Genomic DNA, 16,920 nt, shown 5'->3' with positions numbered 1-16,920 from the left:
GTCCATCGCAGCGCAGAACCTCGGCCTGACACAGCCCCGTGTGTCCGACCTGTACCGAGGAAAGATCTCGAAATTCTCGCTCGACGCTCTCGTCGAGATCGCATCGAAGCTGGGCATCCACGTCCGTGTCGAGGTGGACGCCGACACCGTCCTGTCGGCTTGATGCCGTCGTCGGTTCACAATTCCCCCGGATATCGGAAACCAAGTGCTCTTATAGCGGCGACATTTCGGGATCACCCAACACCACGCCCGTCTCAAGCGGCAACGTGCATGTGATGCAGCGGGGCACCAAATACTCCGCCGCGCACTATCTCCGGGTGGTCCTGGCCAACGATGAGCGCCCGCGCACCATGCATGCCGAAGTCGAACACAGCGACCGCGAGATGCTGCCTGAAATCGTCAGTCGGCTGCTGGATCGCCAGGACGCCCGCCACGCCGCCCGGCGCCACGCCTGGCGCGAACACACCGCCGCCCAATGCACGCTCTACGAGCGTTACGAACGCCTGGCCGCAGATTTGGGACGCGCCGCCGAGCGCGGTAGGGACCGCGCCTACGGGCTCGAATTGTGAGCCCGGCCAGCACAGGTGAACTCCATCGTGAGTCGCCGTCGCCGACCGAAGCGGTGTGATCAGGTGTGCGTCGCACGCCACGGACGAAAACAGTTCCTGTCTTGAGCCACAGAGTTTAGAACCATGGCGAAAGGTCTTCGGGGATCGGGACTTTCGTAGCTGGACCGATCAGGTCGGCTTGGTTGGCGTCTCGATCGCCGACCGTGTCGAGATGAATCGCGTCAAGACCGCTCTGGTCGTTGGCGTCGACACACACTTGTTGGTCGATCGCGTCTGCTTCGGGTGTTTTGTTGCCGAGGTCGATCGTCGGCGTTCGGCATGCTCGCGTCCCCTTACGTTTTTGGTGGTGTGCGGTTGGCCTTGAGCCAAGCGTTGAGCAGTTCGAGTTGGGTGTAGTCGGTTTGCAGTCGGCTGTTTTTGTTTTCCAGCTCCAAGATCTGGGCGATGCCGGCCAGGTTGAGGCCTAGGCAGACTAGTTCGGTGATCCGCAAGGTTTGGGGCCCGATGCCCGACAGCTCGGAGGTTACCGAGATGCCATAGACACCCTGGTCACTGGCCGGTTCGGGGTGGCGCCGATTGCTGGTCATGTCCCTCGATGTGTGGTGTCAGAAATTTCTGTTTCAGTGTCTTGCCTAAGCATGATACGCGTGGTATATCAAATATGTGCCGTGAGGCACAGATTCCATGACCGCCTAACACCAGATTGGAGAGTTGGAGGTGGCGACCATGTTGATGCGGACCGATCCGTTCCGGGACCTCGATCGCTTCACCCAGCAGGTGTTGGGGACCGCGGCCCGTCCGGCCGTGATGCCGATGGATGCCTGGCGCGAAGGCGAGGAGTTCGTCGTCGAGTTCGATCTGCCTGGGATCAACGAGGATTCGTTGGACCTCGATATCGAGCGCAACGTGGTGACCGTGCGCGCGGAGCGTCCCGATGTTGATCCCGGGCGCGAGATGCTGGCCACCGAACGCCCCCGCGGGGTGTTTAGCCGGCAGTTGGTCCTCGGTGAGAACCTCGACACCGACAAGATTGCTGCGTCCTACGACGGTGGGGTGCTGCGGCTGCGGATCCCGGTGGCCGAGAAGGCTAAGCCCCGCAAGATTGCGATCGGGCGTGGCAACGGTCATAAGATCATCAACGCCTGATCGGCCGGTGAGTGCGGCAGGAGCAGCCACGATGACACACATCAACGCCGTGGCGGCGCCGGCGAACAGCGACACGATCGGCAGTGCCGAACCAGAGGTCCTGTACCTGGATCCCGATATAGCGTTGCTGTTCGCCGAGGTCGACGCCATCTTGTGTGAGGCGCTAGAACCTGCACGTTGCCCACCGGCACCGCCAGTCACCGGATGCGCCCTCATCGGGCCCCGGCCGGCTGGTCGGTCCTCGGGTGCACTGGTCCGCCATCGAAGGGGACCAGTGCGCACCCCGTCCGGGCCGTCCAACGCAGCCCTCCGACCCGAGAACAACCCGCGACCCAGATCAACAACCCCCAGTGAAAGGCAGGTGATGGCATCACAGCAGTCCTAGCCGAGCTGCCCGCCCCCTGGCCACAAAACGGGCGCTCCTCACCCATCCATGGGAGGAGGCGCCGATGCCCAACCTAGGCGATTCCACCGGGGGCGGGCAGCCCGGCCACTTCCAGTCGGCTAACCCCTAGTGCACACCGGACGAACCATCCAAGTTCCGCCGCAAACCCTACCTAACTGAGCTCAATTCGACTCGTCTCACTTCTAACGTGCTCAGCTTCTCGAAAAACGCTGCAAAACTTGGATGTCCACCCTGAAACCCACCAGCCCTAATCCGGTGGCGATGAATGAACAGGTCTGAGGTGAGCCGGGAGCGCGGGTCGCGCCGCACCCACAACAATCGGACAGTCCCGCAAAGTAGGTAAAAGTGCGGAATTGGCTGCGTATCGATTCCGGGGGGCGTAGCATTTGGACGCTTTCTTGAAGATCGGTTCCTCGGTTGTGTGTCGCTCTGAGGTGAGGAGAGCCCAAGATGCCGTCTATTCTGATCGCAGCACCTGAGGCTTTGGCCGCGGCGTCGGCGGACCTGAGCGGGATCGGGGAGGCGATCAGGGAAGCTAGGGCGTCGGCCGCGCCGGCGACCACGGTGATTGCGCCGGCGGCCGCTGATGAGGTGTCGGCGGCCATCACGCAGTTGTTGGGCAACTACGCGGCGGATTTTCAGGCGCTCAGCGCGCGCACGGCGACCTTCCATACCGGGTTTGTGCAGACGTTGCTGCATAGTGCGAGCGCCTTTGCGGGCACCGAGGCCGCGAACGGATCGTCGCTGCAGAACCTGAAGCAGTATCTGCTGGGCGCGATCAACGCGCCCTCTTACGCGTTGACCGGGCGCCCGCTGACCGCCCCCGGTGCCCCCGGGACCCCCGCGACGCCGATGAGTCAGAACTTGCTGGTCAACCCCGGCTTCGAAGTGGCCGACCCGTCGGTGTCGGGCTACAGCGGGGTGACCATTCCGGGCTGGACGGTGACCGGCACTCCGACCGTGATCCCCTACGGCACCCCGCGCACGATTTTTCCGTCGCCATTCTCGTCTCCGTTCCCAAATCTGCCGAAGTTCCTGGGCTTTCCACAACACGCGCCCCTGGGCGGCGGCAACAATTTCGCCGGCGGCGGACCCGTGGCCACGTCCACCATCAGCCAAACCGTCAACCTCACCGGCGCGGCCGGAACGCCGTACACGCTGAGTGCAGACCTCGGCGGCCGCCTCTTGAACCCGTCCTCGGCCTCAGTGCAGGTCACCTTCTACAGCTCGACTGGGGCTGTTTTGGGCACCGGCTCGACCGGGTCGGTCACGTTGCTGGATCGCCTGGGTTTCACCGAGTTTCAGCCACGTGACATCTCCGGGACGATCCCGGTGGGCACCACCTCCGCGGTGGTGACCACGACCTTCGCCGACCGCTGCCCGATCCTCGGCCACTACAATGACGCCTACGCCGACAACGTGTCGCTCACCGTCGGCAATCCGAGCCTCACTCCGGCGCAGCTCACCGTACCGACGTCCAACGTCGGCCAAATCGATCACGTGCAAGTGATCTACATGGAGAACAAGGGCGTCGGCAACATCATCGGCAGCCCCAACGCGCCGTACATCAACAGCCTGATCAACAGCCAAGATTATGTGTCCAACTATTACGCGCTGGGCCATCCCAGCGACCCCAACTACTTCCGGATCATGGGCGGATCGGATTTCGGGATCGCCTACAACCCCGTCTCGAACGTCATCAACGCACCCAGCCTTATGCAAGAAATGGATCAGAATGGCATATCGTGGGCCGGCTACGCGCAGGGCATGCCCTTCCCGGGTGCCACGATGTCGCAGGGTAACTATGCCACCGACGCATTACCCTTCCTCGAATTCAAATACGTCTTCAATAACACTCCCGCCTACCTGCAGACACACCTGCTCCCGCTGACGCAGTTGTCCACTGATTTCGCGAACCCGAACACCGCCCCTAGATTCGCGTGGATCGCTGCCGACAGCGCCAACAACATGGAAGGCCCTATCGACACTCCCGGTAGCGTTGCCCGCTGGGCGCTCAGCCAGGTCACAACGCACCAGTACAACGTCGCGGCCGGCGACGCGTTCGTCCAGCAAGAAGTGCAAACCATTGAAGCGTCGCCAACGTGGAATTCGTCGCAGAGCGATGTGATCTACATCACGATGGACGAGGACTACAACAATCTGTCACTGGGTTTCGGCAACGAAGGCAACCACGTTGTGATGATCGCCATCCCGAACCAGGCCGCCGTAAATGCGGGGATGCAACCCGGCCCGTTCGTCGACACCAACTACGCCAACGAGTACAGCCTGATGGCCACTATCGAAGGCAACTTGGGCTTGGCCCCGCTCACTGCCAACGACATGTACGCCCAACCCATGAACGCTCTCTGGAAATAAAGGTGTTTCGGTAATTGAGTGTCTCGCGGTCATAAAGAAAAGCCTGTGTGGGCGAAGAAGGCGAAAACACAGGTCGTAGCTGGAGCCGACGCGGTTCAGGCCGGATTCGGCCGCGGCGCGGGCCTCGTCGATTGTGTCGGGGCACAGGTTGGCCAGTTCGACGGTTTTGACGTTACTCGCTACCGCGACATGGAGAGAACGCTTGGCTTCGAAGGGCATATCGCGTGGGCCGAGGCGATGCCATGACGGGCGGCCGTTCAGTACCCTGTCGCTCGTTTACCAAAATCCATGCAGTTTCAGAACTAAAGTTGTGAGACAGACTCCGCAGGTCCTACTGCGGCAGAGGAACGCCACGTCGAGCTGTCGCAAAAGTCGCCTCAAAACTTAAGTGACTTTTGCCGCAATCGTCGTCGCCATAGGTGCAGCCATATCCTTTTTCATTACGAAGCGGCCGGCAGGGCACATAGGTAAACATTCAGCCGCGACACACCTTCACCCGCCGCGGCCGCACCGCGTCGCATCCGAGTTGAAGCTCATTGCCGCCCACGCCAGTTGGAGTTCCGCAACACGCCGCGCGCTGGTCGGTGAAGGTCAGGTCGTCGCGGCCTTTACCGACCATCAGCACAGCTAGTTCGTTACAGAGCACGGCAGGGAAAGGCACCGATTCGTCGTCCTGGGCATCAAACCGCATGCGGTGGCACCTCCATCACTGCCTCCTGCCATCAATATCACTGTGCCCGTGTCGATTACGGTGCCCGCCTCGGTGACGGTAAACGTTGAAACGTTGTCGCGCGTTCGCCCACGCCTGTACAAACGTTGCCCACAACGGCACCGAAGGTTGCGCGCATACAGCCGGGTGCTCCCTCATAGCATTGCGTTATGGCGAAGGATGATGACCGTCATGGACGCTGAACTGAAACGCTGGCTGGCCTCCGGAGAGATCTTCGACTACCTCGGCTTCGATATCTTCTACCGCGTAGAGGGCAGTGGGCCTCCGCTGCTGCTGATCCACGGTTATCCGTTCAACTCCTACGACTGGGCGCCGATCTGGCCCGCGCTGTCGCAACGATTCACCGTCATCGCACCCGACATGATCGGCATGGGATTCTCCGCGAAACCCGTGGCCTACGAATACTCGGTGGCAGACCACGCCGACATGCACGAAGCGCTGCTGGCGCGCCTCAACATCCACAACGCGCACATACTGGCCCACGACATAGGCGATTCGGTGGGCCAGGAACTGTTGGCCCGTCAGGAGTTCGGTCAGCAAGTCTACGGCGCGCTGCGCATCGACTCGATCACCTGGCTCAACGGAGGTATGTTCATCGAGGCTTACACGCCCAGGGCGGCGCAGAAGCTGATGTCTCGCACCCCATTGGGCGACATCTTCAGTCATTTGCAGGGCAGTCCGCTGTCCCGTCGGCTCCTGGAACCGACGCTGCGCGAGATGTTCGGCCCGAACACTAAGCCGACCCGGCACATGATGGATGTGTTCAACCAGATCTTGGACTACAACGACGGCCGCCGGGTGCTGCACAAGGTCGGCCGGTTCATCAACGATCGCTACACGCACCGAAACAGGTGGGTGCGTGCCATGCGGCAGACCGCGGTTCCGATGCGGTTGATCGACGGGCCGGTCGACCCCAACTCCGGTGCCCACATGGCGCGCCGCTATGCCGAAGTGATACCCGAACCCGATGTGGTGATGCTCGCCGACGACATCGGGCACTGGCCGCAACTCGAGGCGCCCGATGCGGTATTGACGCACTTCCTCGCCCACATCGACCGAATCGCCCGGCTGAACGAATAGGTACTCGGGGGAGGCCAGCGCGATGAGCAGACAGGTTTTCCCTGCCCACAATAAGCCGAGTTCGACTCGACACCAGCCACGCCGGACTCGCTGACCGGGAGACGTTCACGCGCCGACTAAGGGCCTGTGTCACCCGGCCGCCGGCGGGCGTGGCATCACCGTTAGCCGGACCCCGCATTGGGGCACGACGACAGAGGCTCGCGCTAGCGACCCCGCTGGCATCCCGGGGCGCGGAGGTCTGTCTTGACGCGCTCGCCGGTGCGTCTCTCCTGCAACGACTTTCCATTTCTTGCTCATGGTTTGTTGGGGAGACTTATCGGACATCACTGGCCCCTTCGTCATGGGGCCTGGTTGGTCCCGATTCAGCGGCTTTGCTCCACCGCGGGCGGCCGGTGGAATCGTACAGCGAGGGCGCGACGTTCGAGACCATCGCGTTGCGACGACGTCGGGAGTGTATCGTCGAACAGATCGAAACCCAGCTAGTCCGGGATGAGTCAGCCGTTTGCCGCTGACCGCGCCGAGCAGTCGCTCACGCCGGAAACGCCGGTGACAACCGCAGTTGGGATCGCCTTGAGCATCTTATCTTCTTTTCGACCGTGGACGCTTCCCGTCGCGGATCGGGAATCTGCTGACTGTCCGAGTTTCGGCATTCTGAGTACGTATCCACCGACCTGGTGCGCGCTGGCGAGATTCAGCGCCGCGCTGGCCCATGGGTTGACCGTCTATGGCGCCGACGTCAGCGTCGTGCGTGTGTCCGACGGGGCGCCGTCCTCCAGCACCCGTGTCATCGGAGAGCTGGCCAACGGCTCACCAGCATCCGTCGCAGCATGCGCTGAATTGTTGAACCAGAGCGACGTTGCGGTCATCCAGCATCAGTACGGCGTCTACGGAGGCGTCGACGGAGACGAAGTGGTGGGCATCATCGACGGGCTGCGCATCCCTTCGATCGTGATCAGTCACACTGTCCTCAAAAGCCCGACGCGACAACAACGTTCCGTATTCGAGGCGATTGCGGCGCGGGCAGACCAGGTGATCGTGATGTCCGATGCGGCTCGCGAGCGCCTACTCTATGGCTTCGATATCGACCGCCGCAAAGTCGCCACCATCCCGCACGGGGCGATCGTCCCGACGAAGGCCTGCGTGCGGGGCGGTCGACCGACCCTGTTGACTTGGGGCCTGCTGGGCCCGGGCAAGGGCATCGAGCGGGTGATCGACGCGATGGGGTCGCTTCATGATGTGCCCGGCCGGCCGCGGTACCTGGTTGCGGGCCCAACGCACCCGAAGGTGCTGGCCGCCGATGGCGAGGCTTACCGCGATGCCCTGATAGAGCAGGCGCGGCGTAGCGGGGTCGCGGATTCGGTGTGCTTCGATGTGCGCTACCACAACGTTGCGATGCTGACTGCTCTCGTCCAGTCCGCGGCCGTCGTCGTCCTGCCCTACGACACGACCGATCAGGTGATTTCCGGTGTTCTGGTCGACGCCGTCGCGAGCGGCCGGCCAGTTGTGGCTACAGCGTTCCCGCACGCCGTCGAATTGCTGGCCACTGGGGCCGGTATCGTCGTCGCGCACGACGATCCGGATGCGCTGGTGTCGGCCCTGCGTCGCGTGCTGACGCAACCGCGTCTCGCCGGTGCGATGGCGGCCGAGGCCCGCCGAATGGCGCCCGAGATGACCTGGCAGGTGGTTGCGGGTGCGTATTTGGCGCTGGCGCGTCGGGTCCTCGCGCAGCGCCGGGCAAGGGTATGACCACTACGTCACCAACTCCGGTATTCGATCATCTGCTGCGGCTGACGGACCGGCGCGGAACCTTGGCGCATGCGCGACTGGCCGAGCCGCTGCCCGAACATGGTTACTGCACCGACGATGTGGCGCGGGTGCTTGTTGTCGCCACCCGAGATCATGGGCCCGACCGAATACTGAACGGTCTGGCCGGAGTCGCGTTGCGATTCTTGAACGATGCGCAAGCCCCTACTGGCGCATGCCGTAATCGGATGGACAGCGCGGGTGGCTGGGTCGACGAGCCGGCCCGAGAGGACGCCTGGGGGCGGTGCATCTGGGGTCTCGGGACCGCGGCCGCGCGCAGCAATGTCGCCTGGACTCGCCGGGTGGCCATCGTGCAGTTCGAGCGGGCCGCCCAGGAGCGGTCGGTCTGGCCCCGGGCGATGGCGTTCGCGGCGCTCGGTGCTGCCGAACTGCTTGCCTTTGACCCACGACAAGCATCGGCTCGCAAGCTGCTCACCGACTATGCCGATTCGCTACCCGCTCCGAACCGAGACCCGACGTGGCCGTGGCCCGAGGCGCGACTGACGTACGCGAATGCCGTTCTGCCTGAGGCGATGATCGCGGCAGGTGCCGCGCTCGCCGACGCGGCGCTGTGTCAGCGCGGCCTGGATCTGTTGGCGTGGCTGGTCGTGTTCGAAACGGCAGACGGCCATCTGTCTCCCACCCCCGTTGCGGGTAGAGGCGCCGGGGACGCGAGGCCCGGTTTTGATCGGCAGCCCATCGAGGTGTCCACACTCGCCGATGCGTGCGCGCGCGCCGCGGCCGTCGACACCAACCCGACCTGGCTCGCCGGCGTCAGGGCCGCAGCGGACTGGTTCATGGGCGACAACGACGCGGGGGAGCCGATGTGGGACCCGGACGCGGGTGCCGGATACGACGCACTGCAGGCGGACGGGGTGAACAGTAACCAGGGCGCGGCGTCGACCCTGGCGGTGATCTCGACGTTGCAGCACGCGCGACGTCTTTCGACTGTGCGGCGGTCATCGCCGAGCCCAGCCGGTTCGCAAAGCTGGTCATGTTGACACCGTCGCCGCGTTATATCGACGACGGCGACTATCGCGGCGGGTTTTCGTCGTCTGATATCGACGAACTCCTCGAATCCTTGGAACTCAATTACCTGGGCTGGTCGCATGCGATGGCACCCGTCATCATGGGCACACCCGACCGCCCGGATTTACAGGACGAATTGGCCGAGACGTTCTGCCGCAACGACCCTGCCCGCGCCCGCGTCTTCGCCACTTTCCTGTCCGACAACCGCGCCGACCTCGCACGGATAGCGGTGCCCAAGTTGGTCATCGAATGCGCAGAGGACGCGATCGCGCCGCGCGAGGTCGGCGCCTACGTCCATGAGCACATCTGCGACAGTCAACTGATCACCCTGGACGCGACTGGCCACTGCCCCCAGGTGAGTTCCCCCGACGCCACCGCGTCGGCGATCTCGGCCTTCGTTCGATCGGCGTGACCGACCTCAGCCTGGAAGACTTCTGGGACCACGGTCCCTGCGGCCACCTGATCGCGCAACCCGACGGTCGAATCCTCCGTGTCAACGCCACCTTGGCCCGATGGTTGGGCTATGACCCAAATGCATTGCAGGGCAGGTTGTTCAGCGCGCTACTCACCGCCGGAGGACAGATCCACTACGACACCCATTTCGGGCCACTGCTACGTATGAGCGGCGAGCTCAACGGAGTGACATTGGATCTCGTGACCGCCGATGGAGCGCGGCTGCCCATGTTTTTGACCGCGAACGTCAAATCAGGCCCCGACGGCCAACCTGAATTGCTGCGAATCACGGCGGTGGATGCCGCCGACCGCCGCGCCTACGAACAAGAGCTCCTGGAAGAGCGAAGGCGGGCCGCGACGGAGCACGGCCGCGTCCGGGTCTTTGCCGAGACACTGCGACGCGCACTACTCCCGCCTGTGCTGTCGCCTCCCACCGGAATGGACGCAGCCGATTACTACTTCCCCGCGTCCGACGACGACGTGGGCGGCGATTTCTACGACCTCTTCCCGCTGTCCCGCACAAAGTGGGGCTTCTTCCTTGGCGACGTCGCAGGCAAAGGGGTTGACGCCGCTGTCGTAACGGGACTGACCAGGTATGTCCTGCGTTCCGCGGCGGTATCCGAGGATGATCCCGTGCAGGTGCTGCACAATCTGCACTCCGTGCTCGGTCAGAAGTTTGGCGCCCAGCCTGAGCGATTCTGCACCGTGATCTACGGCAATTTGACCAAGCGCGACAACGGGTTTGACGTCGAGCTCGCCAGCGGAGGTCATCTGCCCCCACTGCGGCTACAAGCCGATGGCAGCGCCGAATACGTGGACAGCATTGGCGGTCACGCCGTCGGCCTCGTTGCAGAGCCGCACTTCATTGCCACCCGGTTCCACCTAGCGCCCGGGGACACACTGGTCCTCTACACAGACGGACTGACTGAGGCCAGTACGGGCGTCGGCCGGGAACGCTACGACGATCGAGGCGCCCTATTGAGCTTCGCGCAATCGCTCGCACCGGCGACGGCGTCAGAAATCGTTGGAGCCGTCCGCGCGTTACTCGACGGCCTTGGCTCCGGGGTCCAGGACGACGTCGCTGTACTAGCACTCGGCGTGCCATCGCTCACAAGCAGCGAAGAACCATGACACACAAGAGATTTCGCTCCGGCCGGTCAGCCAGCGCTGGCGAGTAACTGCTGAAATGCGTTCTCCATGCATTAGGCATACCTGGCCGGGTCCGGTAGGGCGTCGCGATCCGCGGTAACGCTGATCGACAAGGTTCCGTTGTAGCTCGCAATGACATGGATAACGTTCAAGCCCGCCACCAGTGGCCCGAGACCGGCGACGCGTATGAGTCGAGCGCCGCTGAAGAAGATCGGTTCGGGCGGACCCGGCACATTGGTCACGGTCGTGTTGGCAACCGTTGCTAGCCGAGGGCTTCGGGCACTTAAGCTGAGGCTCTTCGAGTGCATGATGTGTTACAACTCAAGCGGATTCGGCGGCCAGCTGGCGCGCGATACGGTACGGCCCGTTTCTGAGGTCGGCGACAGATTCTTCTGCTTTTTGGCGAAGCCACAAACCCCGTAGCAGCCGCCTATACACGGCGAACGTCAGGGTGATCGGGTCGCACCATGGCGGTATCCCGCCGAGCAGATGCAGGCCTGTCACCAGGATCATGGACACGGTGGCAATCGGCTGAGACTGGAAGTACCGGCGGGCCGCGTTGGTCAGCTGCTCGTCATCGGTGGCGATCAGGTCGTAAGCGGCCACGCCACTGGCCAGTGCCACCCACGCTCGGTCTGAGTTGCGCATCGTTACCGCCTCCTATGTCCAGAACGACGTTGGACGGGGCTGGAAAGTTCACGCGTTGATTTGGGTTTGGTCAGTCGCCGTCGCCTGTCCCGCGGCGTGCACATATTGACGTGCGCGAATTATGTTGCGGCACAGCGCAGGTAGGTTACTCTCTCACCTGCCGATTGACGAGGCCCGTAACGAACCGGGAATCGATCTCTTCGCCGCCGTCGCCGTAGTAGACGCGGTACTGCACGGTTGCCGTACGTTCCCCGTCTGAGCGCGTGTGAGTGATGGTGCCGTCGGCTGTTTGCGTGATTTTGATCCACTTGCCAGACAACGGATTTTGGAGCATGTCACCCTCTCGGATGTCCAACAGCGGCACCTGTTCTATTGCATGTTCCGAACTCATGACCCTCCCAGATCGGCGGCGTAGGTCGGCTGTGTCCACCTTCGGGGTGATCGTCCCGGCGATCACCTTGAGGATTCTCCGGTCAGCGGCATCGGTCAATCACAGATTAGCGGGCTGCCGAGTCGAGGCGAGATGACAGGTGCTCTGGGCCGTGGCTGCCAAGCCGCCGGCCATGAAAGCGGCATTGCGCTCGTCAAACGCCCCAACTAGTGGAAGGGTAGGGGATGACGCCCCCGCCGAGAACCCCTGGCACTTCCGCAGCTGCCCGAACCCCGTTCGGTTAAAAGTGGCGATCCACGCACAGCTCCTCGACGCGGTCGACGGCCAGCGCGGGGGAGAGGCCGCCGACCGTCTGTGCGAGGCCTGCGTGGTTCTCCTCGACATTGACGCCGCCGCGATTTCGCTCATCTTCGACGGCGCGAGCAGCGGAACACTGGGAGCCAGCGGCGCGCCTGCCCGCATGTACGACGAACTGCAGTTCACCCTCGGAGAGGGACCGTGCCTGGATTCTGTCACACGGCGGAATCCGATTCTGGTCGTCGACCTCGCCGATCCTGCTGAGGCCCGCTGGCCCGCGTACGGGCCCGCCTTGCTGGCCCACCAAATCAGAGGCGTCTGCGCTATACCCATCGTGGTGGCCGGCGAATTCGTCGGCGCCCTCGATCTGTTCCGTGTGCAGCCGGGAAAACTGCCGCGTCAGGAGTTGGCTAGTGCGGCCGCCGCCGCGGAGCTCGCAGGCATACCGGTCCTGGACCTTCTGGACGCCGACCTGGAGGCCGCCGTCGCCGACCCGCACAGCAATGCCTGGATCGAACTCAACACGCTGAGTCGCGCGGAGGTCAGCCAGGCCACCGGCATGCTCGTCGCCCAGCTGGAGATTGAGCCGGCCGAGGCCCTGGTCCGGCTGCGTGCCCACGCCTACGCCACCGGCCGCAGCGCCACCGACGTCGCCCGCGACATCCTCGACCGCCGCCTGCAGCTCGAGGCCGACTGAAGTGCGCCTGGCGGACTCGAAAGTCCTGGAAGAAAGAGGGCAAAGTGACTGACACCCCTCGTGAAACCCGCGTACTGGACGCCGTCGTCTCGCTCGTCGATAGCCTGCTCGACGACTTCGACGTCGTCGACCTGCTGACCGCGCTCACGGAGCGCTGTGCTGAGCTGCTCGACATCGAGGCCGCGGGATTTCGCTCGCCGACCCGTTGCAACAGCTCCGCCTGCTGGCCGCGACCTCGGAGCAGGCCCGTGAACTCGAGCTCTTCCAGCTACAAGCCGACGAAGGCCCATGCTTGGACTGCTACGCCACCGGCCAACCGGTCTCGGTCGCCGACATCCAAGGGGCAATTGAGCGGTGGCCGCGGTTCGTTCCCGCCGCCGTCGGGGCAGGCTTCGCCTCCTTGCACGCCGTCCCGATGCGGGCCGCCGGCATCGTGTTGGGCGCGCTCAACTTGTTCGGCACCCGCCCCGGCGCGCTCACCCAAGCCGACCTGCTCGTCGGCCAGACCCTGACACACATCGCATGTGTCGCGATCCTGCAGGAACACGCACCCACACCCGCCATCGTCATGCCGCATCTACGCTCCGCGCTGACCAGCCGCGTCATCGTCGAGCAGGCCAAGGGCTTCCTCCGCCAGATGCTGGATGTATCCCTGGGGGAGGCGTTCCATCTGTTGCGGACCTACGCGCGGGCCCACGGCGAACACTTGACCGACGTCTCCCGCAGATTGATGACCGATCGGTATTCCCGCCCGATACTTGTGACGGAGTTGGCCGAACTCGCGGCCGCGCCACCCTGATAACGCAGTCAGTGATGCCGTGCGCGGGCGCGCCGCACGGCCTTCTCGACCAGCCGCTCGGCGACGGCGTGCAGCTTGATGTTCTCGGTCTGGCTGATGTGGGTGAGCCGCTCGAAGGCCTCATCCCCACTGCCACCCGACCGGCTGCGGATGATGCCGATCGCCTGATCGATCACCGATCGGCTGTCCAACGCGCGCTGCAATCGCAGCGTCCGTTCACGCGTGTTGGCCAACAACTGCGCGTTGTACACCGAAACCGCTGCGGACCTGGCGAACTGGGACCCCAACCGCACGGCGTGCTCGGCGAAAGTATCGCGGCTTTTGGCATAGGCATTGATCGAGTCGATCACCTGGTCGCCGACGATCAACGGCAGCGCTAATGCGGAATGCACGTGCATCCGCGCTACCCGGCCACCGAAGCGCGGCCAACGGCTGTCACTGCCCAGCGATCCGCTCACTGTGGGTCGCCGCGACTGCATACAGGTGATGCATGGCCCCTCGTGCAGTTCGTCGTACTGAACGGTGTCGATCTCGTGGACAAGTGGCTCCGTGGCCGCCCGGGTCCGGACGCCGGATATGCAGCATTCCGGGTTGATCAATGCGACGCCCGCACCGTCGACGCCGGGAATCGCTTGGGCCGCGAACTCGGCCACGTCGCCGAGAAGATCGATCACCCCTCGGGCGCCGGCCACAATCCCGGCTAATCCATGGAGCCCGGCAGCCAGTTCGGCCTCGTCTGCTTCCTGTTGGGTAGGGGAGAGTTCGGTCTGCGGCGGCGCGTTACGACCAGGCTGGGCGTCGAAGTCTGCCGACATCCCCCTCCTCCCGTGCACCTGTGATGAGCAATTAAATCTTACGCTCGTTGAATGCCCAAAAAGTCAGTTGACGAGCGCCAGCGCATTTGCGCGCCGCAGCTTCCCCGACGGCGTCTTGGGGATCATCCCCGGCTCGAGTACCACCACGTTGCGGGGTCGGACATCGACCTCCGCGACGACCTCGTGGGCCACCTGGCGCTCGATGCGGCGCACCTCGGCCGGCTCCTCCCACGCGACCGACTCGACGGCGACGGCGAACGTCTCCCGCGAGTGCCCGTCCAGGCGGACCGCTACCGCACAGCCCGGTCGAACGCCGGACACCCGGGCGGCGGCGCGTTCGATATCGGTCGGGTAGATCTTCCGGCCGGCCATAATGATGAGGTCTTTGACCCGGCCGCAGACCACGATGTGGCCGTTTTCCGTCAAATAACCCAAGTCGCCGGTGTCATACCAACCTAGGTCATCCTGGGCCGCGACGAATCCAGCCACCGTGGTGTAGCCCTGGGTCACCGATTCGCCGCGCACCTGTATGACACCGACGCCGCGGGCGGGCAGCACGCCGCCGTCCTCGTCGACGATGCGCGCCTCTAGGCCCTCCAGCGGACGGCCGAGCCTGGCCAGCCGCCGGGTCTTACCCCTGGTCGCGGGGACGGCCCGGTGCAGTACGGCCAGCAGGTCGGCGTCCACTTCGTCGACGACCAAACCGGCGCCGCACTCGGTGAACGACACGGCGACCGTCGTCTCGGCCATCCCGTACGCAGGCAGGATCGCCTCCGGCCGCAACCCGAACGGCCTGCCGGCGTCGATGAGATCCTCGACGTCGGCAGGGTCGACGGGCTCGGAGCCCGACAGCGCCCACCGCAGCGTGGACAGGTCAAACTGGCCCGGCGTGGCCTGCCTGCGCAGGCGTTTGGCGAACAGCGTGTAGGCGAAGTTGGGCGCGGCGGTCATCGTGCCCTTGTACTTGTCGATGAGCTTGGCCCACAGCAGCGTGTCGCTCAGGAAGTCCATCGGGGTGACTTTGACCAGTTCGGTGGCGAAGTACATCGGCACCGTCAGGAAGCCGGTCATGCCCATGTCGTGGAACAGCGGGAGCCAGCACACGATCACGTCGGTATCGGCGTCGACCCGAGCGCCGTTGAACATCGCTTCGGCGTTGGACACGAAGTTGCGGTGGCTGATCCGCACGGCCTTGGGCGAACCGGTGGACCCTGACGTCAGCTGCAGCAGCGCGAGGTCGTCGTCGTCAGTCTCGACCGGATCGATCGGGCAGCTTTGCAGTAAACGCTCGATGGTCAACACCCGTATGCCGAGGTCGGAGAGCAACGGCGCCGCCGGCATGAACGGATCGGAGATGACGACCGCCGTGGCACGGATCATCCTGATGACGGCGGTGGTCTCCTGGGCCCAGCGCTGCAGGTCGGTGCGCGGAGTGGGCTGGTGCAACATGGTCAGGCAGGCGCCGCGCATCCAGATGCCCTGCGCGGTCGGGGCGATCTCGACCGGGGCGCCGGCCAGCACCGCGACGGTGTCACCGTGTCCCACGCCGGACCCGGCCAGGCCGCCGGCAACACGTCGGGCGCGTTCGTGCACCTCACCCCAGGTATGCCGGACGGGGCAGTTCGGCTCCCCGGTGACTAGGCCCTTCGAACGGGACTGGCTGTTGCCATACATCGTTTCGGTGAATTTGCTCAAGATCATTCCTTTGGCTCCGGCGCCACCGCGGCGCGGTTGGCCTGCGACCGTGAGTCGGGGTGTTCAATAGTGGACGCGCAGACACGAGTGAAGCGTTGAATGTGTCGATGTGTTGGGCCCGAAGCTTGCCGCGAGTGTGCGGGCGCGCCAGTACCGCTGGCGCCGCCGCGGTACGACTGCCGTCCGCCCGGGAATGAGGCTAACGATGACTGCGACGGCAGAGCCTGCCACCTTCACTCCCACCCCGGATGGTCCGTCACTCCAGTCGAAGCGAGGTGTCGAGACTTGAAACGCACTCACTCTACACACTCGCGCGCGATCCGGCAGCGAGGCGCGCCGATGTGGCCGACAAGTGCGGCTAGCCATTCGGCGTAATCCTTAACCTGGCCGATGCGCAGCGCGCGCTCGAGCAGTCCGGTGGCGGCGGCCTGTGGGTCGGCGAGCGGCGGCTCGTCGTCGGGCTCGGGGGCGCTCGGGCGTCGGCCGCGTTTTCATGGCCGACAAGGGTACGGGTGTTCTCGGGTATCGTCGCCGTATCCAAGAACCGCCCTGCAACTGCCGAGTATTCGTAGGGATAGTCGATTGCGAACATGACTCGCCGGGGCCCCATCGCAGCAAGCACTGCGTGCAGCGGTACGTCGGAGAATTGACCCGACGTCGTCACCGAGAAGTTGTCACTGAATCGCCCTGGTTCTGTCGGAGGCCCGTATTAGCCTCGATATTTCGCGCGACCAGCAGGCTGGAGGTGGCCTTGTGTAGGTGATCTTTGGTCGTAAAGCTCGTCGTCGCTTGCCGGTGTGAGTCCGGTCCGGGTAGCTGTCAGGAGGCCCGGTAGCA

The 16,920-nt window shown here is 64.2% G+C and carries 17 protein-coding genes and 2 pseudogenes; 12 read left to right on the top strand and 7 right to left on the bottom strand.

Features of this window, described 5'->3' with window-relative positions; genetic code table 11:
- Both ACLP9N_RS36590 and ACLP9N_RS36585 read left to right on the top strand, forming a co-directional pair.
- Window positions 1-163: helix-turn-helix domain-containing protein (locus ACLP9N_RS36590; RefSeq protein WP_442411974.1), on the top strand; the 163-nt coding region annotated here is incomplete at its 5' end.
- A 112-nt stretch (window positions 164-275) separates the two neighbouring features.
- Window positions 276-569, top strand: a complete 294-nt coding sequence (locus ACLP9N_RS36585; RefSeq protein ID WP_442411972.1) for a hypothetical protein — start codon at window positions 276-278, stop codon at window positions 567-569.
- A gap of 332 nt (window positions 570-901) precedes the next feature.
- On the opposite strand, the gene ACLP9N_RS36580 is transcribed toward ACLP9N_RS36585, so the two are convergent.
- Entirely contained in the window at window positions 902-1,156 is a 255-nt protein-coding gene (locus ACLP9N_RS36580) for a hypothetical protein (protein ID WP_442411971.1), read from the bottom strand.
- Window positions 1,157-1,295: 139 nt separating this feature from the next.
- Here ACLP9N_RS36580 and ACLP9N_RS36575 point away from each other — a divergent pair, with 139 nt between their 5' ends.
- From ACLP9N_RS36575 to ACLP9N_RS36565, 3 genes are all read left to right on the top strand, one after another.
- Window positions 1,296-1,715 carry an Hsp20/alpha crystallin family protein gene (locus ACLP9N_RS36575; RefSeq protein ID WP_442411973.1) on the top strand — a complete coding sequence of 140 codons (420 nt, stop codon included), beginning with the start codon at window positions 1,296-1,298 and terminating at the stop codon, window positions 1,713-1,715.
- 856 nt (window positions 1,716-2,571) lie between these two features.
- Window positions 2,572-4,497, top strand: a complete 1,926-nt coding sequence (locus ACLP9N_RS36570; RefSeq protein WP_442411970.1) for a PE domain-containing protein — start codon at window positions 2,572-2,574, stop codon at window positions 4,495-4,497.
- 45 nt (window positions 4,498-4,542) lie between these two features.
- Window positions 4,543-4,743, top strand: coding sequence for a hypothetical protein (locus tag ACLP9N_RS36565; RefSeq protein WP_442411969.1), 201 nt, complete (start codon window positions 4,543-4,545; stop codon window positions 4,741-4,743).
- A 229-nt stretch (window positions 4,744-4,972) separates the two neighbouring features.
- On the opposite strand, the gene ACLP9N_RS36560 is transcribed toward ACLP9N_RS36565, so the two are convergent.
- Window positions 4,973-5,188 carry a hypothetical protein gene (locus ACLP9N_RS36560; protein WP_442411968.1) on the bottom strand — a complete coding sequence of 72 codons (216 nt, stop codon included), beginning with the start codon at window positions 5,186-5,188 and terminating at the stop codon, window positions 4,973-4,975.
- Between the two features lie 210 nt (window positions 5,189-5,398).
- Between ACLP9N_RS36560 and ACLP9N_RS36555 the strand changes: the two genes are divergently transcribed.
- The 5 genes and pseudogenes from ACLP9N_RS36555 (at window position 5,399) to ACLP9N_RS36535 (ending at window position 10,723) form a co-directional block, all read left to right on the top strand.
- The gene (locus ACLP9N_RS36555) at window positions 5,399-6,307 is read left to right on the top strand and encodes an alpha/beta fold hydrolase (protein WP_442411967.1); all 909 of its coding nucleotides are present in this window, start codon (window positions 5,399-5,401) and stop codon (window positions 6,305-6,307) included.
- Between the two features lie 489 nt (window positions 6,308-6,796).
- Window positions 6,797-8,053, top strand: a complete 1,257-nt coding sequence (locus tag ACLP9N_RS36550) for a glycosyltransferase (RefSeq protein WP_442411966.1) — start codon at window positions 6,797-6,799, stop codon at window positions 8,051-8,053.
- Window positions 8,050-9,111: a glycosyltransferase gene (locus tag ACLP9N_RS36545; protein ID WP_442411965.1), complete on the top strand. Its 1,062-nt coding sequence runs from the start codon at window positions 8,050-8,052 to the stop codon at window positions 9,109-9,111. Before ACLP9N_RS36550 ends, ACLP9N_RS36545 begins: the two co-directional genes overlap by 4 nt.
- Window positions 9,066-9,551: pseudogene (locus ACLP9N_RS36540) on the top strand (alpha/beta fold hydrolase); the annotation flags it as partial. The gene ACLP9N_RS36545 and the pseudogene ACLP9N_RS36540, both read left to right, overlap by 46 nt.
- Window positions 9,548-10,723: a PP2C family protein-serine/threonine phosphatase gene (locus ACLP9N_RS36535; RefSeq protein WP_442411964.1), complete on the top strand. Its 1,176-nt coding sequence runs from the start codon at window positions 9,548-9,550 to the stop codon at window positions 10,721-10,723. The pseudogene ACLP9N_RS36540 and the gene ACLP9N_RS36535, both read left to right, overlap by 4 nt.
- A gap of 71 nt (window positions 10,724-10,794) precedes the next feature.
- Here ACLP9N_RS36535 and ACLP9N_RS36530 read toward each other — a convergent pair whose 3' ends face one another.
- From ACLP9N_RS36530 to ACLP9N_RS36520, 3 genes are all read right to left on the bottom strand, one after another.
- A complete protein-coding gene (locus ACLP9N_RS36530) occupies window positions 10,795-11,049 on the bottom strand; it encodes a WS/DGAT domain-containing protein (RefSeq protein WP_442411963.1) in 255 nt (84 codons plus the stop codon).
- A 13-nt stretch (window positions 11,050-11,062) separates the two neighbouring features.
- On the bottom strand, window positions 11,063-11,389 hold the full coding sequence (locus ACLP9N_RS36525; RefSeq protein ID WP_442411962.1) for a DUF7427 family protein: 327 nt from the start codon (window positions 11,387-11,389) through the stop codon (window positions 11,063-11,065).
- Window positions 11,390-11,534: 145 nt separating this feature from the next.
- Window positions 11,535-11,780 carry a hypothetical protein gene (locus ACLP9N_RS36520; RefSeq protein WP_442411961.1) on the bottom strand — a complete coding sequence of 82 codons (246 nt, stop codon included), beginning with the start codon at window positions 11,778-11,780 and terminating at the stop codon, window positions 11,535-11,537.
- Window positions 11,781-12,066: 286 nt separating this feature from the next.
- Between ACLP9N_RS36520 and ACLP9N_RS36515 the strand changes: the two genes are divergently transcribed.
- Together ACLP9N_RS36515 and ACLP9N_RS36510 are read left to right on the top strand one after the other, a co-directional pair.
- Window positions 12,067-12,774: a GAF and ANTAR domain-containing protein gene (locus ACLP9N_RS36515; RefSeq protein WP_442411960.1), complete on the top strand. Its 708-nt coding sequence runs from the start codon at window positions 12,067-12,069 to the stop codon at window positions 12,772-12,774.
- Between the two features lie 44 nt (window positions 12,775-12,818).
- A pseudogene (locus ACLP9N_RS36510) lies at window positions 12,819-13,573 on the top strand (GAF and ANTAR domain-containing protein).
- 8 nt (window positions 13,574-13,581) lie between these two features.
- Here the strand turns inward: ACLP9N_RS36510 and ACLP9N_RS36505 are convergent.
- Window positions 13,582-14,388 carry a GAF and ANTAR domain-containing protein gene (locus ACLP9N_RS36505; RefSeq protein ID WP_442411959.1) on the bottom strand — a complete coding sequence of 269 codons (807 nt, stop codon included), beginning with the start codon at window positions 14,386-14,388 and terminating at the stop codon, window positions 13,582-13,584.
- A gap of 63 nt (window positions 14,389-14,451) precedes the next feature.
- Entirely contained in the window at window positions 14,452-16,083 is a 1,632-nt protein-coding gene (locus ACLP9N_RS36500) for a fatty acyl-AMP ligase (RefSeq protein WP_442411958.1), read from the bottom strand.
- Window positions 16,084-16,920 lie beyond the last annotated feature (837 nt).

This window comes from Mycobacterium sp. (genome assembly GCF_052144515.1).
GTDB lineage: Bacteria > Actinomycetota > Actinomycetes > Mycobacteriales > Mycobacteriaceae > Mycobacterium.
Note: the sequence above shows the minus strand (reverse complement) of the source record. Positions and strands in the feature narration are given on the sequence as shown.

Coding starts and splice junctions, on each gene's coding strand:
- ACLP9N_RS36585 (WP_442411972.1), top strand. CDS start 276: ATGCAGCGGGGCACCAAATACTCCGCCGCGCACTATCTCCGGGTGGTC.
- ACLP9N_RS36580 (WP_442411971.1), bottom strand. CDS start 1,156: ATGACCAGCAATCGGCGCCACCCCGAACCGGCCAGTGACCAGGGTGTC.
- ACLP9N_RS36575 (WP_442411973.1), top strand. CDS start 1,296: ATGTTGATGCGGACCGATCCGTTCCGGGACCTCGATCGCTTCACCCAG.
- ACLP9N_RS36570 (WP_442411970.1), top strand. CDS start 2,572: ATGCCGTCTATTCTGATCGCAGCACCTGAGGCTTTGGCCGCGGCGTCG.
- ACLP9N_RS36560 (WP_442411968.1), bottom strand. CDS start 5,188: ATGCGGTTTGATGCCCAGGACGACGAATCGGTGCCTTTCCCTGCCGTG.
- ACLP9N_RS36555 (WP_442411967.1), top strand. CDS start 5,399: ATGGACGCTGAACTGAAACGCTGGCTGGCCTCCGGAGAGATCTTCGAC.
- ACLP9N_RS36550 (WP_442411966.1), top strand. CDS start 6,797: ATGAGTCAGCCGTTTGCCGCTGACCGCGCCGAGCAGTCGCTCACGCCG.
- ACLP9N_RS36545 (WP_442411965.1), top strand. CDS start 8,050: ATGACCACTACGTCACCAACTCCGGTATTCGATCATCTGCTGCGGCTG.
- ACLP9N_RS36530 (WP_442411963.1), bottom strand. CDS start 11,049: ATGCACTCGAAGAGCCTCAGCTTAAGTGCCCGAAGCCCTCGGCTAGCA.
- ACLP9N_RS36525 (WP_442411962.1), bottom strand. CDS start 11,389: ATGCGCAACTCAGACCGAGCGTGGGTGGCACTGGCCAGTGGCGTGGCC.
- ACLP9N_RS36520 (WP_442411961.1), bottom strand. CDS start 11,780: ATGAGTTCGGAACATGCAATAGAACAGGTGCCGCTGTTGGACATCCGA.
- ACLP9N_RS36505 (WP_442411959.1), bottom strand. CDS start 14,388: ATGTCGGCAGACTTCGACGCCCAGCCTGGTCGTAACGCGCCGCCGCAG.